At 53.5% G+C, this 15121-nt stretch carries 12 protein-coding genes; 3 read left to right on the plus strand and 9 right to left on the minus strand.

Annotation, left to right across the window (positions count from 1 at the left end; genetic code table 11):
• Positions 1-146: 146 nt before the first annotated feature.
• The 5 genes from VJ369_RS08345 to VJ369_RS08365 all read right to left on the minus strand — a co-directional run bounded on the left by VJ369_RS08345 (position 147) and on the right by VJ369_RS08365 (position 5301).
• Positions 147-650, minus strand: coding sequence for a DUF3253 domain-containing protein (locus VJ369_RS08345; protein ID WP_324091620.1), 504 nt, complete (start codon positions 648-650; stop codon positions 147-149).
• Positions 651-1334: 684 nt separating this feature from the next.
• The gene (locus VJ369_RS08350) at positions 1335-1907 is read right to left on the minus strand and encodes a DUF3618 domain-containing protein (protein WP_324091621.1); all 573 of its coding nucleotides are present in this window, start codon (positions 1905-1907) and stop codon (positions 1335-1337) included.
• Entirely contained in the window at positions 1904-2332 is a 429-nt protein-coding gene (locus VJ369_RS08355; RefSeq protein ID WP_324091622.1) for a phage holin family protein, read from the minus strand. Before VJ369_RS08355 ends, VJ369_RS08350 begins: the two co-directional genes overlap by 4 nt.
• A 9-nt stretch (positions 2333-2341) precedes the next feature.
• Positions 2342-3193 carry a hypothetical protein gene (locus tag VJ369_RS08360; RefSeq protein WP_324091623.1) on the minus strand — a complete coding sequence of 284 codons (852 nt, stop codon included), beginning with the start codon at positions 3191-3193 and terminating at the stop codon, positions 2342-2344.
• Positions 3194-4140: 947 nt separating this feature from the next.
• Positions 4141-5301: a YihY/virulence factor BrkB family protein gene (locus VJ369_RS08365; RefSeq protein WP_324091624.1), complete on the minus strand. Its 1161-nt coding sequence runs from the start codon at positions 5299-5301 to the stop codon at positions 4141-4143.
• An 875-nt stretch (positions 5302-6176) separates the two neighbouring features.
• Here VJ369_RS08365 and VJ369_RS08370 point away from each other — a divergent pair.
• Entirely contained in the window at positions 6177-6455 is a 279-nt protein-coding gene (locus VJ369_RS08370) for a hypothetical protein (RefSeq protein ID WP_324091625.1), read from the plus strand.
• Between the two features lie 842 nt (positions 6456-7297).
• Here the strand turns inward: VJ369_RS08370 and VJ369_RS08375 are convergent.
• A complete protein-coding gene (locus tag VJ369_RS08375; protein WP_324091626.1) occupies positions 7298-7738 on the minus strand; it encodes a hypothetical protein in 441 nt (146 codons plus the stop codon).
• A 1538-nt stretch (positions 7739-9276) separates the two neighbouring features.
• Here VJ369_RS08375 and VJ369_RS08380 point away from each other — a divergent pair.
• On the plus strand, positions 9277-10218 hold the full coding sequence (locus VJ369_RS08380; protein ID WP_324091627.1) for a GGDEF domain-containing protein: 942 nt from the start codon (positions 9277-9279) through the stop codon (positions 10216-10218).
• A 527-nt stretch (positions 10219-10745) separates the two neighbouring features.
• On the opposite strand, the gene VJ369_RS08385 is transcribed toward VJ369_RS08380, so the two are convergent.
• From VJ369_RS08385 to VJ369_RS08395, 3 genes are read right to left on the minus strand one after another with little or no spacing between them, the layout of a single operon-like run.
• Positions 10746-11981: an ABC transporter permease gene (locus tag VJ369_RS08385; RefSeq protein WP_324091628.1), complete on the minus strand. Its 1236-nt coding sequence runs from the start codon at positions 11979-11981 to the stop codon at positions 10746-10748.
• Positions 11981-12685, minus strand: coding sequence for an ABC transporter ATP-binding protein (locus tag VJ369_RS08390; protein WP_324091629.1), 705 nt, complete (start codon positions 12683-12685; stop codon positions 11981-11983). Before VJ369_RS08390 ends, VJ369_RS08385 begins: the two co-directional genes overlap by 1 nt.
• Positions 12685-13770: an efflux RND transporter periplasmic adaptor subunit gene (locus VJ369_RS08395; RefSeq protein ID WP_324091630.1), complete on the minus strand. Its 1086-nt coding sequence runs from the start codon at positions 13768-13770 to the stop codon at positions 12685-12687. The genes VJ369_RS08390 and VJ369_RS08395 overlap by 1 nt, the downstream gene beginning before the upstream one ends.
• A 337-nt stretch (positions 13771-14107) precedes the next feature.
• Here VJ369_RS08395 and VJ369_RS08400 point away from each other — a divergent pair, with 337 nt between their 5' ends.
• Positions 14108-15031, plus strand: a complete 924-nt coding sequence (locus VJ369_RS08400; protein WP_324091631.1) for an alpha/beta hydrolase fold domain-containing protein — start codon at positions 14108-14110, stop codon at positions 15029-15031.
• Positions 15032-15121 lie beyond the last annotated feature (90 nt).

The following is a 15121-nucleotide window of genomic DNA, read 5'->3' on the forward strand; positions in this document are numbered from 1 at the left end:
GATGCGAAGAACGCGATCAGTAATGTGCAGCGTGATGTTTTTGATTCTACGGTTGCGGCGTTTGAAGCGCATATCGGTTCACGGGTGTTTGATTACAAGATCTGACTGGCTGGCGACCGTTTTTGAAAAATCAGAGCCATAGCTGCTCATATTTCTGGGCTTGTGCGGTTAATTCGAATAGGTCCGCGAACGTTGTCGGCTTCCACTGTTTTTCCTTTTTGGGTGGCCTTGACCTCACCCGCGGCGGCCATTTCTGCAGTAATCTGTCGTACATTGTTCATATATTTGCGCCAAGCATCTTCCGGTCCACCTACCACGCGTGCCACATCGCTCGGGCAGATGGAAGCACCGGCTCGTTTCCTCAATAAGGCGCGAATGGTCGCCGTAATTCGTTCATTCAGCGCTGTCGGGTCGGGATCTTCCCACCAGGGTTGGCCACGTTCTCCAAGGGCGACTTTCGCGTCGTTTACTCGTTTCCTGACGCCAGTACTTCCGTCCTTGACCGCCCGGCGGGCCGACATTAGTTCATCGACCAGTTCTAGGCGAAGTTTTGGAGGAATTGAGGGATTACTAGCGCGCCATTTCCTACCTTTGATGATGAGGTAATGTCCGTCGGGCGTGGATTCTGGTGAGCTCTCCGGCGGTGTCATCTAGTTCCCCTTTATCAGGTTCGTTCATCGTTGAAATGCCGATTTTGGATGGGCTCCATGATACTTGGAAGCAATCGTCAGCACTTTAAAGTACGAGTATGGTCGATCAGATTAATAGTTTCTCTGGCAACACCGAACAAGGCCAGATGCTACCCATCGTCGTGGAGAAGCGGCCATGGGCAACGACGGGGGAGCAAGGAACGTCCTGACCTAACCCGGGGTAGACGAAGCGAGCAATCTGGGAGTACTGACCCAATACCAGTTTTTAGTTTCTGCGGGCGTGTCTGCTCGACTAGATATGGCCATGTCTTCTGATGACCAAAGCATGTCATCCAGGAATGTCTCGATTTGCGAGCTGGCTTGCCATGGGTAAATTTTACGAGTGGCCATTAAAAATCTATTGACGGTTTTGTCTGTGCGATCGTTCGCGCGGAAACTGGATTCTTGGCTTAAGACCCAAACATGAAGCAATCGAAATTCAAAAGTTGAGGATCTTTGTCCGTTACAGGGAATTGGGACCGCCAGTGCTTATTTCCGTGGAAATTGTTGAACCTTGCCGACCGATCATCAGTTAGCATCGCAACATGTGGCGAGGTGGACAAATAACATTCGCGTTAATCTGTAGGCCGGCCGGTGAACGCTCATGAGCTCACCGGCCAGCATACGAAAGATAGCTAGCTATCTTTAATTTTTGTATTCGTCCATGCTGCCTTTAGCCTCTTGCTGAAGACGCTCAGTCTCACCAGAAGCCTCGGATTTGACTCGTTCCATGGATTGCATCGACGAGTTTTTCAACTCTTCAGCTGCGGCAGTTACTGGTTCTTTCAGATCACTAGCAATTTTCTTGGCTGCCTCACCGAGTTCGGAAGCCAGCGGTTCGGCCTTATCCTTAGCCTTTTGCACCAGTTCCGCCTCTGCACGAGTCGAGGGAATCAACGAGGACGCAAGTAAACCGGCACCGAAAGCAATCAATCCTGCGGCCAGCGGATTTCCGCGAGTTTTATCAGCAACTTTATGCGGTGCGTCATGCACTGCTTCTGACGTTTCCTGCGTCAAACGCTGGGTATGATCGCTCACGCTTTCTCCGCTTCCCATCACTGACTCCTTCACTTTGGTCACAGAGTTTTTGAACTTCTCGCTTTGTCGGTGGGCAATTCGAGTCGGACTCGCCTTATCCACAATGGCATCAACGTCATTACGTAGTTCTTCTCGGGTCTGAGCAATCTCGGCCCTGAGTTCGTCTGCATCCTTGTTCATGAGTTTTCCTCTTTCGGAGTAAAAGCTGAAGGAATTTTCTTTACTGTGCCAGCCGTCTCAGGCAGCCCTTTGATCTCCTTGATCTTTTTCCGTCCTAAGACGGCCAGGGTTCCGGCGATAATTGCCCAGACAACAGCGATGATCACTGCTGACCATCCGTAACCAAGCCACTGCGCTACACCCACCCAGGCTGCTAAGGAGAGGAAAAGCAATACGAAGTGCGCTGCGATTCCGGCTCCGGCAAACATCCCTGCGCCCTGGCCAGCGTTGTTCGCCGATTCTTTCAGTTCGGTTTTCGCAAGCTCAATCTCTTGCCGGACCAAAACCGAAACATTTTGCGTGAGATCGCTAAAGAGAGCGCCAAGCGTGTGTTGCTCCCCGTTACGCGAATCGTCTGATTCGAAATCTGAAGACGAATGAGTCATCAGTTCCTCCTACTTGTAGTCTTCGGAGCGTGGATCTTCACGGGGATATGAGCGCAGTGGATCAACGTCAATTGTTTCGTCAGGGGCCTGCGATTGTGGCTCTGTCGAGACCGAGTGTGGCGTTGTCGCTTGAGCTAGGTTCCCGGCAGCCGGTGACGGCGAGCCGGTCACGGGGTTGGTACCCTTCGGGGCTTTCAAGCTATTCGCTGAAATGTTTTCACTGCCCCGCTCGCCTTGCTTCGAGGCGCTCGCATTACGCGTGATTCGTCCTGCTAAGAGCCCTGCGCCTAGGGCAATACCCAGGAAGGCTCCCGGACGTTTACGCGCGAACTGCTTGACCTCGTCGACCAGTTCGCCGGGTTCTCGCTGATCGAGCCAAGTTGCGATCTGTCCACTGTGATGGGAGGCCTGGTCAACGAGGGTGGCCGCAGTGCCGGAAGCCTGGGACTGATCCAGCATGGTGCGGAACTCGTCACTGATGTCGCGTAAATTTGTTGCGACTTTCTGCTGCTGAAGCGATGCTTGTTCGCGCAGATCCGAGCTGAGCTCCGCAAAAAGGTCCGCTGCTTGTTCTTTGGCCTGTTCACCGATGAGGGATGCTTCTTGCTTGGCGGTATCTAGCACCTCAGCCGCTGCGTGCTGACCTTCCTGTGCAAGGTCCTTAGCCGTGTCAGCGTCACTGCTCAGGTTGGACTGTGACGTCGAATCCTGCATGTCTAGATCATCGGAGATGTCGACATGTTCCGGGAGGAACTGATCATTGCGCAGGATGGGTGTGGCAGGGCGGAGAGTTTCTTGCCCAGATCCCGGCTCCGGCAAATATGGTGATGGGGTGGAGCTTGAAAAATTGTCGTTGCTCATTTCGTGCCTTCCACTAAAGTCCAGAACTTGCCCTTACGTGAAAAAGACTAGAGACCTCGGATAATCCGAAAAGGTGTTATTGAAAATCCTAAGGATTCTCTCAGCTTCGAGATCTGAGAAAGATCAATCATCGTTCTACGAAGGCAGAGCAGTGCTCAATATGCGAACGAGGTCGCAACAACTGAGAAAGACAAACGGCATAAATTCATAGCTCGCTGAGGAACCGCACTTCTCGCCATGCCAAGCTAGTCAAATGAAATAAATGGGGTTTTGACTGAGGTCATCCATTTTCATCAAATGTATATTTCTGGAACGCATGCGTCCTCGCCCAGTTCTCTAATCTCCGCAGTAATATCCCTGAAGTGAGTCAGTAGCGAGGAGCCCGGTCTATGGAGTATCTTCGCGTTCACCACGAGTTCGCTGGCGCTGCAGAAGACGAAAAAGTTCGACTGCCAAACGGCAGGAGTTTATATGTGAGATTGCAGGAGCCCTTTCACATTTCTGCGTCGGGGCTCCTGCAAGCGGTCTGAACGTAACCATCGCCGAACACGAAGGTATATTACGTTCCTGAACGTCCCCACGCTCGTCGGTCAACCGCGGAACCTGGAGATCATGTTATGTCTCAAAAACACGAATTACCTTTGCTTTCAGGATTTTAAAAGTTTTCTTACGTGGCATAGCCCCACCGAGTCATTTCAAGCATGCCTTCGCTGATTATGGACGGAGTCTCTTGTCCGGTTGCATGTTCCAGTTGGCTAAGTGCTGCCGGTGAAAACGCAGATCGTCCCGTTTCGGCGCAACCCGGACGCTAAGGACCGCATCGAACTGGGCTGGGCTGTTGTGGCCTACCTGGAGTGATTGCATACTTCGAAGCAAGCAGATACCTGCGCAGCCAGGGTAGTGCCGCAAACGATGGCCGGCGTAGGAATATGGCGCTCAACTCCTCCTTACTCGCTGGTATCAGGTTTGCCCCGAGCCTGCTCCTTGTCATCCTCATGTTGGAGCTCTGCTGAAATGCGTAGTTCCTTGCCTTGCCGGACATCTTTTTCTTCCTTGGCAAGTTGTTTCTCACTCGCCTTGATGTCACGAGGTGGCAACTGAATCGAGCTTTCAGCGGGGATGCCCGATTGAAGTTGGCGTGCCCGTTCAACTTCCGCGTCGAACACCACACCGAAGAGCAATGAGAGGTTTCCGATCCAAATCCACAAGAGCAGAACGATGACACCGCCAATAGCGCCGTAGGTTTTGTTGTAGTTAGAGAAGTGCGAGACGTAAAAGAAGAACCCAAGGGTTGCTACGCTGAGGATCAGCAGAGCGATCGCTGAACCGAGGCTGATCCAGCGGATTTTGGGTTGCCGGACATTGGGTGTGCCGTAGTAGAGTAGAGCGATCATGAAGACCGCGGCTAAGACGATGACCGGCCACTTAGCGATATTCCAAATCAGGATTGCCGTTTCGCCGAGGCCGATGAGATCGCCCAAAGTGCGCGCCAGCGGTCCCGAGATGACAAGCAGAACCACCAAAAGCGCAGCACATAGCAGTAACACCAGCGTAATGAGCAGCATTAACGGCTTCAGTTTAAACGCTGACCGACCCTCTTGAACATCATAGATCTGGTTGATTGAGCGACCGAAAGCTCCTACATAACCGGAAGCGCTCCACAGTGCGCCAATTAGACCGACGGCCAGAGCAAGACCTGCGGACGGGGCAGCGGAGAGTTGCTCGATTGGCTGTTTAAGTGTCTCGACTACCTGAGCGCTGGCGAGCCGATCCAAAATACTGACCATGTTCCGTGTGGTGGTTTCCGCCTGACCTGCAATTCCCAGCAGGGAAACCATAGCCAAGAGCCCCGGGAAGATGGATAGCATTGCGAAGTAGGTCAGCGATGCTGCGAGGTCAGTGCACTTGTTACGCGAGAACTCATGTACCGACCTCTTGAAAATGTATTTCCACGAGCTAGCGTGCAATTGAGTCGGTGAATCCGTTTTTGAATCGTCTTCCGGGTCCGGCGCATTCGCATATTTTCGGCGGGTATCGACGGCGGTCCCTTCATTGACTTGAGGATCATCCTCCATCGGACGCCCCTGTGCCGATTCTGATCTGGACATTCCAATACCTCCGCAACGTAGTGCATGTTCAATTTTCAACATTCAAACAGAAGCTAGCGAACCGTATCAATGGTTTAGCTGGAATACTCAGGTAGGGCGAAGTCACAGGTTAGTTGCGGCGCTCCACGCTAAGCCCAGCCCGGTCGATTTCGATCAGAATTAGAGTCCGCTTGGTGGATGATTTCCAGGTTCTTGCTCTCCTCGCTGAAACCGAATTGTTTGGCAAACTTGGCGCAGCTAGGGCGTGACGCAGTACAGGGCTGGGCGGTATTCCGGGAACACAGACCCACAGTTCCAACTGCATCCTCACCATCACTAATTGAACAAGTGAACAATCGGTGTCAAACGTTTATGGGATGCACCTGAATGTGAATTGCTCTGCCTTTCATCCGCTCTGGCCAGGTATTGCTCGTTTCAGCAGGAGTGGCCTTCGTGTCTAGTTCTTTGGTGTGATCCACCCTCAGCATGAGGACGTTTACCTCGAAAGAAAGCTATCAATTGACATGCCCCACCCCGTGCAGGGATAGATGCTGGTGCGTCCTGAAGAGTTGTTTAAGTGTGCATATAGCTGTAAACCATTCAGTGTCCTTGCTGACTTTCACTTCAGCAGCTGCTGGTAGGGCTCGGGAAATTTTTCTGCCGGTGAGGTCTGTGTCATGGTGAATCCGGAAGATCTTCCTCTAGACTTGCCCAGTACAATCCTATTTCACGCGTCTCCTGGCGCGGGGCCTGTTATTCAGCACGGTGTACTTCAGCCTAGCTAGTTTCGGATTTTGTGGGGTTGCTGAGTAATCAACTTCGGCCTTGACGTATACCTGTTACCCGGCAGTAGTGTCAATGAACCGCAGGGCTATCGGACAACCCAGGAATTCACCGTGAACACTCACCGTAAAAACATTCATCTGTCTCTCTCGCATGACCAGTACGATGACCTGACCAGCGCTTTGGAAACCCACCGCGACAGTTTGCAGCAGTTTGCCCAGGAGTCGGTTAACGGTTTCGGACTAGATACCGCTTATTGGTCTCACCGCGTTGCCGAGGTCCAGGACCTGCTGGAGGCAGTGCATCGTCTCGCGGCAGGAGAAAGCCCCGACGCGGTGAAGCAAGACCTGCAGAATCATTCTCCCGGGTCACACGAGCATCCGAACTCGTAGGCCACACACGACGGATCCTTGATCCATCCGATTGGAAATACGAGGCTCGGATTCCGAGGTCGACTAACACTGATAAATCGTGAGCGATCAACGCACTTGATGACTGGCATGAGAATCATGCAGCTCTGGCTGAGCGGCATGCCCGGTGACTGGCCGCGGGCCGTAATGCACACTGCAGCTTTCCCACTCTGTCCTCGGCTGAATGCTAAAGGGGCATAGGCTCAATCGCTACCCGGAGATGTTCGAGTTTACGGATGGGTGGAACACCGGGATGCGGTGTGCAGTAGCGCAGGAATGCCAATACTTTATTCGGAAAGTTATCGAGCCCTAGTTTTTTGTGCGAGTAAAAGCTCGTGGATCTGAGCGTTATCTCTTTCGAAGTCGTCTGGATTCAATATGGGATCCGGCATGGAAACGTACCAGAGATTGAAACCGTCGGCACCCGGATCGAGCGTGGAGACGAGTGTCGAACATCGATGCGTAGATACTTTGTTCATGACATCATCGACAGATTCTGAAGATGCGGTCATCACTATTGGTATTCCCGGGTCCCAGTCGTACTCACCGAGGTTTTCGCGACCTTCGTGTGATCCGACGAGATCGCTTACATGTTCGGCCGTAGATCACGTCGACACATGAATTTCAGGAGTTCTGTGGCCTGGTGTTTTATCTGGAATGAATCCGAGGAATGGCGGAATAAACCGGGATTTTGCCAGTCAAAACTGTATCGGACCGTGGAGCTGTATTCCCGTGAATAGATACGAGGCGCCGAAATTGATAGTTGACGGCTGGTCAGAATTGCTACGGAACTCAGGACCCGTTTAAGAGATTGAACGAATGTCTTAGCTGTATCGAGGTGTCAGTGGATGCTCTGTAGCATTGTTATCACTACTGACGTAGAGGGGGATCTGGTGGATGGCGGCGCTGTGGGCCCAAAAAGCGACCCGGAAAGTCGTAAGCCTGTTTTCGCTGTGCCTGACACAGAGCTCTGCAATTGTAGTCCCGGCCGGCACCGGGGAAACTTTAGCGAATATGGGGCTGGGGACCGTGATATGCCATAGCTGAAGTTCCTCGGACTGAGTACCGGTGAGAATCAGAAGCACGGCACGTCCATGAACGGAAACAAAACCCATGACATCTTCTACCAGCTCGGCGCTGTGCGCAAAAACTGCCGGCATGCCTTCGACCCATCCGTAGGCGATGAGGTGTCTTCTGGTCTCGGGACACTGCATGAGCTCATTAAAGCGCTGGATGGCATTTGCATGTAGCTCTGGTGTGTTCATATCTTCCTCCGTTGACAGCAGCCATCGATAGCTGCTGGACCACGAGCTTTCCTGAAACCTATTCAGGCGCGTTCCCCGGGTTTCGCCTCAGGCGCTCGGTGATCTTCGTGGAGTGATCTACTAAGGATATGTTCCCGGCCGAATCTAATAAAGTCTCATGCCCCGCAAATTTTGGAGGGGAACTGCGCCGTAAGGAAGTGAATCTTTACGAATGACCTAATCAGCATGGAGATGACTTTGTCTAATTTGAGTGGAAGATGTGCGGAACATCTCTATAGCTCCAGCGATTCAACCGCATGAAACCATCAGTTTAGTTCCCTCGGCCAAATCCTTAAATGCACTGCTTTGCAAAGACAGGAGGGGAGATTTTGCGATTTTCAATCGAAACCCTGCTTCCACGTCATGAAGACGTCCACTTACTGAGGACCGGCCCAAATCAGCAATCAACGTGCTGCCACCCCAAGCTCGCTGGCAACACCGCCAGACGGTCGATTTGCCTGGAGTAGAACACCGTGACGAAAATGGAATCCGGCACTCCCGATGAGTCTTTTCCGGGGAATCAAAAGTAAACGGGAATGTTATTGACCACTCACGGATTGATGACGAAACGGATCGGAGTTTGCTCTTCGCTCCGCGCGTTTGAGGAGGCAGCCAAAGTGCAGTCATTCGACCATCTGACCGGTGACTCGAAAGGCGAACAAGGCCGTCCGGTACGCCTGATGGTAAGTATGGACAATGGTGCGGCTGCATTATGTGATGCCTGGGTATCACGCGCCGCCGTGAGTTCATCAAATTTATTGCGTATGCATTGCGCGAGATGACCAGTGAACGGCGGTCGTAACAGCTACCGACCACGTTGGGTGGGACTTCGCGCGAGCAAGGTAGCTCATGAAATGCATAAGATTTCCATGAACACTAAGACAATGCGAAGGAACATGCGACCAGTAACTACTAATCACCGGATAGATACTCAATACCTTTGGGCAGAGGGTGATGCCAAGGCTACAGTTGGCCCTAGCCGGTGCCGCCGCCACCGGACCGTTCAGTGCTTTCTAGGCCACTTTCTGACCCCGCGTCGACTACGGCCGTTTTTGACGTCTAGCGCTCATTACTGTGGTGTTGAGGGTTCTGGCGCAGTTCGCAACCCTATTATTAGCCGTGTATAGATCCTGGTGGTTGGTGAGCATCTCGGACGGTCAAATGCAAGACTTCCAGTGAATGCGCTGCAGTTGATGCTCATACCAATCTCTGGCTCGTCTTCTCTCTTCAAAGAATTATCTCAATGGGCCAACCTACCAATTGAGCATTTTTGGGAGAATGGAGCTGCCTCGTCAACTGCACAAGGGAAATTATCAGCGTAAGAGACTTATCGCCAATCCAACGGGCACCATCGAGTAAAATCCTAATAATTGCTATTCGGGTAGTTGGATTGGGTACGGCACCTGAATCCCTTTCCCAATCAGAGGGTATGTTGAATTCAATCTAAATGACCCTGATTGCAAGTTCTCGTCAGAGCCGTATGGAGGTTAAAGCCTAAGATGACACGCGTCGCGGAAGATACGCAGGAATTCAACGGTGCCCAGATATTCACTGATTCTTCAGAGCAAGCTATTGCTTACCTTAAAGCACATACCCCGCTGACAGACTGGTCAGTTTCTCGCGTGATTGATGGAGAACAGGTCCACCTGCACGTTGAGCCGGATCAGTTGCTCACAACGGGCCAACGTGTTGAGTGGGAAGAATCGTTGTGCAGTCGAATGGTCAATGGGGCTGCTCATGTTGTGGGAAATACACGTCTAGATCCCGACTATTCGAGTATGCGATTTTCAGCCAAAGTGGGTGCTTATGCCGGTTATACCCTCAAAGATGACCGAGACGAGATGTTTGGTGTCTTGTGCGGGGTGCGCACCGATCCGCTCACTGAGGAAGAGAAAATAGATGAAGAACTCGTGGCTCTGATCAGTTCACTTCTATCTGCTCAATTGAAGCTCGCGAGAGTAGCTGATAGGGAGCGGAGAAATAGTGAACTATCCGATGCTTTGGCGCAAACAGATGCTTTGACTGGACTGCTCAACCGTCGCGGCTGGGACAAGATCACTAGTGATGCGCAAGAACGTCTTGAGGCGTTCGGAGATGCCGTGTCTGTCGCGGTGATAGACCTCAATGGGCTCAAGGTGGTCAACGACATCCAAGGCCATGTCGCTGGAGATGATTTGTTGCAACGTACTGGCGAGATCTTGAGGAATAAGAGCACCGAATCCTGCCGTGTCGCCCGATATGGAGGCGATGAGTTCATGATTTTGGCCAACGGAGTGTCTCCATCCCAAACAGAATCTTATTTCTCAGCTTTCACAGATGCCTTGGAAGATGCTGGAATTTCTGTCGCCATGGGGCACTGTTCAGCTCAGCCAGGGCGGACCAACGTTGAACAGTGCATTGCAGAAGCTGATGCCTTAATGTATCGGCAGAAATATCAGTAGTCCGTTCGGACCGGCGGCGCTGAACGAACGAACTAAAAGCTTAGACCGGATGTTTGAACAGGCTAACCGCATCTCCTGCCACTGAACAAAGGTATTTACCCGCCGATTAAAATCCATCCCCATTTCTACCACCCCCATTGAAGTGCAGATTCATCATGCCCAACGGAATTACAACGCTGATCACTTATCCAGGCGACATTCAATCGTGATCAAATTGCCGGTCAGATCAAAAATTTTACCGAGGAAGAAGCTTGCACCAAGAGTTGGATTAGTTCTTGAGGAAAGAACCGATAGCAGGTCCAAGGCACGTGCCATCCCCACGAACTATTTTCCGAGCTGTTCGAGAGTCTTATTGATATTCATGATTGAAGCGTAACTAACTGAACCGACTAAACGAATATCCGTACCGCAACGTGAGTCTTCGGACTTTAAACGGATCAAAGGAAGGCACCGGTCGAGGATTTCTCCTGGCAGGTGCCTTCCTTTGTATGTGTGCGGTTCCTGATTTGAATTAGGAAACCAATGGATCAGACGCGGATCGCGTCCACAATACGCACCCGGGCTGCTACCAACGCGGGCAGCACGCCGGTAAGCGCGCCCACAGCGATGGAAACTCCCAGGCCTAACAGGGCTGCATCCACCGGGAAGCCTGGCATGTCATCTATCCCCATGGCCAGCACGGAGTTGATCAGCTTCGGATTTGTCACCAATGCCACCGAGATCATCACCCCGAGTCCGCCGGCCACAGCCGTGGCGACAACACTTTCCATCATTACAGAGAAGAAGATGCGCCCGGTGGTAGCGCCGAAGCTTCGACGAATACCGACCTCGCGGATTCTCTGCTTCATGGTCACCATGGCCACGTTGAGCAGGCTCAAAGATCCCAGGAGCAAGATGATGCCTGAGATCCCACCGACCACCAGACTCAGCTGAGATAGAGTTTCGTCGGCGCCCCACGCCAGGTAATCCTGACGGTTGGAATCCACGATGTAGCCTGGCAGCTCCGCGCGCATCTGCCGCGCAAATTCGAAGGCTAATTCCTCGGAGCCCTCGATGGGAACCCACATGACATAACTGACGTCATCCAGAGGGGTGCTTGACGCAAACCAATGCTCATATGTTTGCGGCAGCATCCATAACTGTCCGCCCATGCCCATATCTCTGGTGGAGGTTGCCCCGATCACCGTCACCGAGACGGCACCGCCGCCGCTCTTTAATTCGATGGTTGCCGGTAGCGGGGCCTTGTCTAGCCCCAGCTCGGTGAACAACGCCTTGTCTACCACTACCGCCGGGGAAAGATTCTTTGCGTCTTCGGATTCCAGCCAGCGTCCGTGCTGGGCGGAGATGCGGTGCATTGGCCCGTAGCTCGGGTCAACCACCTGGATCATGGCCTCCGCGTTCAGACCTTGATAGGAGGCCTGTGGCCCGTAGGTTCGACCAATCATGGAGGTGTATTCAATATTGAAGCGTTCGCTCGTCTTGGCGAAAGCCTGCGAGACTTCTGCCGAGCCGCGCGGGATTCCCAGGCCTGAAGGATCCGTCGCGTAGGTGGAGATCAATGCCGGACGTCCCTGACGTTCAAGCTGTTCGGTCATCATTTGCTTCGCCATAGAGGCGCCGGCCACCGCGGTGGTCAGCGAGGCTACAGCGATGGTGACGCCGATGAGCGAGAGTAGTACCCGTAGCTTGTGAATGCGCAGCTCTTGCCAGGCTTCGAGCAACGCGGCAACAAATCCGGTAGCCATGCGTGCAAGGCTATTCATTAGGCAACCTCCAGACCCAGCGGATGAAGCAGCCCGGATTCCAGACGGAACTGTTGACGAGCCAGTGCCGCCACATTGGCATCATGGGTAATGGTGATCAGAGCCGCACCCGAGTCCACGGTGGCAGCATCGAGTAATTCCATGACCGCACGCCCGGTGGACACATCGAGTGCACCGGTCGGTTCATCGGCCAGCACTACCCGTGGACGGCGGACCAGTGCACGTGCGATGGCCACACGTTGTTGTTCGCCTCCCGAGAGGGTTTGCGGCACTGAATCGAGCCTGGCGCCAAGCCCCACGCGGTCAAGTGCCTCGCTTGCCAGCTTGCGCCGTTGCCAGAAGTCCCGCCCGCTGGCGTACATCAGCGGTGCCATCACGTTTTCCAAGGCGGTCCGCCCGGGCAGCAGATTGAATTGCTGGAAGACAAACCCCAGATCCCGTCCGCGGGCGGCGGCCGCACGCCGGGCACTGAGTCCGGAGGCATCTTTGCCGCGCCAAGCAACGGTTCCGGAGGTGGGCCGGTCCAATAATCCCAAGATATTCAGCAGGGTAGATTTGCCAGTGCCGGAACGTCCCACAATGGCGATGTGATCACCCTCGGTGACGGTCAGATTAATTCCATTGAGGATGTGCAGCTGACTTTCATCGGGCAACAGCACGCTGCGGGTGACATCTGTGAGCTGTAGCAGCTGAGCTGCACTCATCAGGGGTAGATCTCCATTCCCATTTCCTCATCAAATTCCTGATCTGGAACTGGATCTGATCCTGGAACGTAGCGCAGCACTTCACTCTCGGCTTTCAGCCCGGAAATGACCTCGATGATTTTGCCATCGGTAACTCCGAGTTCAACTTCGGTGCGGATTTCCTTGCCGTTCTCATCCAGCCGCCAGACCGCGCCCTGACCTACCAATCCGCGCACGGCGCTGACCGGTACGGTAAGCACGTTCTCGGCGGAGCCGGCCTCGATGTCCATGTTCATGGTGAGCCCGTCAAAAACGACGACATCCGCTGGCACCTCGCAGGAAATTTCGCTGCCTGAGCTGTTCCCAGTCTCGGATTGACCGCTCATGGTCTCCATGCCGGCATCCGGATCTTGATCCTTGGAAGAATCAGCGGATGGTGCGGAAGTGTCACCTACCCGCAGGTTTTTGCAGGTGAAGGGTTCGGGCCCACCCTCGATGGTGACCGTAGCTTCCAGAGTTGAATCGGTGAGCCGGTAACGGTCCAAAGGATTGATGGTGCCGACCGCGGTGAAGTTCTGCGGCTGCACCTTGGCTAGATCTGCGCCCTTGGTGACCTCATCATTCAGTTCAATATCAAACTTGGTGACCTTGCCGGTGGCTGGTGAGTAGATATCGCGGTAGCTCACCACGGGCTTTGCGGAGCCTGAAGAGCCCTGGTCGGTGGTTGCATCGGAGTCACCCTCGGAATCGACCTGGTCGGTGGCTTCGGGCATGGTTTCAATGCGCATCTGGAAGATGCGATCTCCCTTGCTCGCATTGTCTCCGGGATTCACGAAGGCCCAGTTGACCACGCCATCTACCGGGGCATTAAGCGACTGTGATTCCAGGAGCTTGATGTTGCCAGCAATTTTCAGCGTGTTCTCGATGGTGGATGTTTCCACCATGACGGTTTCGGCAGGTACTTCACCGGTGGGGTATAGCTGGTCGTCTTGGGCCGAAGCACTGCCGGTAAAGGCGAGTTTTACGAGGCTGACGGCAATCAGTGCGCCGATCAGCAACCAGGCGGTGGGCAAGATGAAGCGGCGGAATACGCGGCGTTGACTCATAGAGCGGCTCTTTTCACCACCCAATCGAACCAAACTGTTTGGTAAATTCTAGGTATAAACACGCTAAATTTTCACCTTTACCCAATCGTTATGTACTTTTACACCGCAGGTCAGTTGCATGATGGTTCAAGTGAATCAAACCTGGTGGACGATTAAGAGTGCGGAAAGCAGAAGCTTGGAGAGTGAGTTCTGCCTGAGTGGAGCCGCCGAAGGGAACCGCGGGATGCCAGGGATGTGCTCACGATGAGCTACCGCTATGGATCGTGGACGCTCAGCATCATCTGTGCGGTTCGGTAGGGTGGGGGTAGCTAGCCAAAGAATGCTTGGAAGGATACCTGTGGGCCTCACCGTGCCTGAGTCCGTGATTCCGTTGGTACTTAAAGCTATGCGTGCCAACAAGCCGTTTGTGACCGAAGCCGGGGCTCGGAAACACCTCAAGAAACGCTATCTACGCCCGATTCCCTTTGGGCCTCCGGCAAGGCTTCGAGGTGTGCGCCTAGAACGCCGGTTATCAGATCCGTCCGGGTGGCCGGTATACGACGTACATCCGGCAAAGAAGGCTTTTTCACGACCTGCCACGGACGGCGTTGTGGTGTATCTTCATGGCGGCGGTTGGGTCAACGAGATTGCCAGTCAGCATTGGCAGATCATTGCACGCATTGCTCGTGAAACCGGTCAGAGAGTAGTGGTGCCGATTTACCCTCTCCTGCCGCTAGGCAACGCTCGTGAGGTTTGCGAGAAAACCGTAAATCTGGTCCGGGCGGAAGTGGAAGCGCCGAAGCAGGTCCGAATTGCCGGTGATTCTTCCGGCGGTCAAATTGCACTATCCGTGGCTATGAAATTGCGTGATGCGGGTATCGACTTGCAAGGGATCACGTTGCTCGCACCTGCGCTGGACCTGACATGGACGAATCCGGAAATTGATATTGTGCAACCCAGCGATCCATGGCTTGGGGTTCCGGGCGGCAGGATACTTTCCGAAGCCTGGCGTGGGTCGGACGAGGTGACGGATCCAGTAGTGAGTCCGTTATTCGGCGACATGTCTGGGCTTGGCCCCATGACGATACTGGTAGGCACCAGAGATGTGCTTAACCCGGACGCTCATCAACTGCGGCGTAAAGCAGAAGAAGCCGGCGTATCGGTGACCTGGCACGAAGCCCAGGGCCAATTACACGTCTTTGCACTGCTGCCAACCAAAGCAGGAGAACTTGGCGCCCAGCAAATTGTAGCGAGCCTGCAACCGGTTGCTCCGGGGAAGTAAGGCACGGCCCATCCTGTACGGCAACGCACTAACGCCCGTTATCTTCTAAATATTTAGGAGATAACGGGCGTCTTCGCTTACCGAGGAACC

Source organism: Glutamicibacter sp. (assembly GCF_035257265.1).
In the GTDB taxonomy this organism is placed as follows: Bacteria; Actinomycetota; Actinomycetes; order Actinomycetales; family Micrococcaceae; genus Glutamicibacter.

Coding starts and splice junctions, on each gene's coding strand:
- VJ369_RS08380 (WP_324091627.1), top strand. CDS start 9,277: ATGACACGCGTCGCGGAAGATACGCAGGAATTCAACGGTGCCCAGATA.
- VJ369_RS08345 (WP_324091620.1), bottom strand. CDS start 650: ATGACACCGCCGGAGAGCTCACCAGAATCCACGCCCGACGGACATTAC.
- VJ369_RS08360 (WP_324091623.1), bottom strand. CDS start 3,193: ATGAGCAACGACAATTTTTCAAGCTCCACCCCATCACCATATTTGCCG.
- VJ369_RS08350 (WP_324091621.1), bottom strand. CDS start 1,907: ATGAACAAGGATGCAGACGAACTCAGGGCCGAGATTGCTCAGACCCGA.
- VJ369_RS08385 (WP_324091628.1), bottom strand. CDS start 11,981: ATGAATAGCCTTGCACGCATGGCTACCGGATTTGTTGCCGCGTTGCTC.
- VJ369_RS08395 (WP_324091630.1), bottom strand. CDS start 13,770: ATGAGTCAACGCCGCGTATTCCGCCGCTTCATCTTGCCCACCGCCTGG.
- VJ369_RS08365 (WP_324091624.1), bottom strand. CDS start 5,301: ATGTCCAGATCAGAATCGGCACAGGGGCGTCCGATGGAGGATGATCCT.
- VJ369_RS08375 (WP_324091626.1), bottom strand. CDS start 7,738: ATGAACACACCAGAGCTACATGCAAATGCCATCCAGCGCTTTAATGAG.
- VJ369_RS08390 (WP_324091629.1), bottom strand. CDS start 12,685: ATGAGTGCAGCTCAGCTGCTACAGCTCACAGATGTCACCCGCAGCGTG.
- VJ369_RS08355 (WP_324091622.1), bottom strand. CDS start 2,332: ATGACTCATTCGTCTTCAGATTTCGAATCAGACGATTCGCGTAACGGG.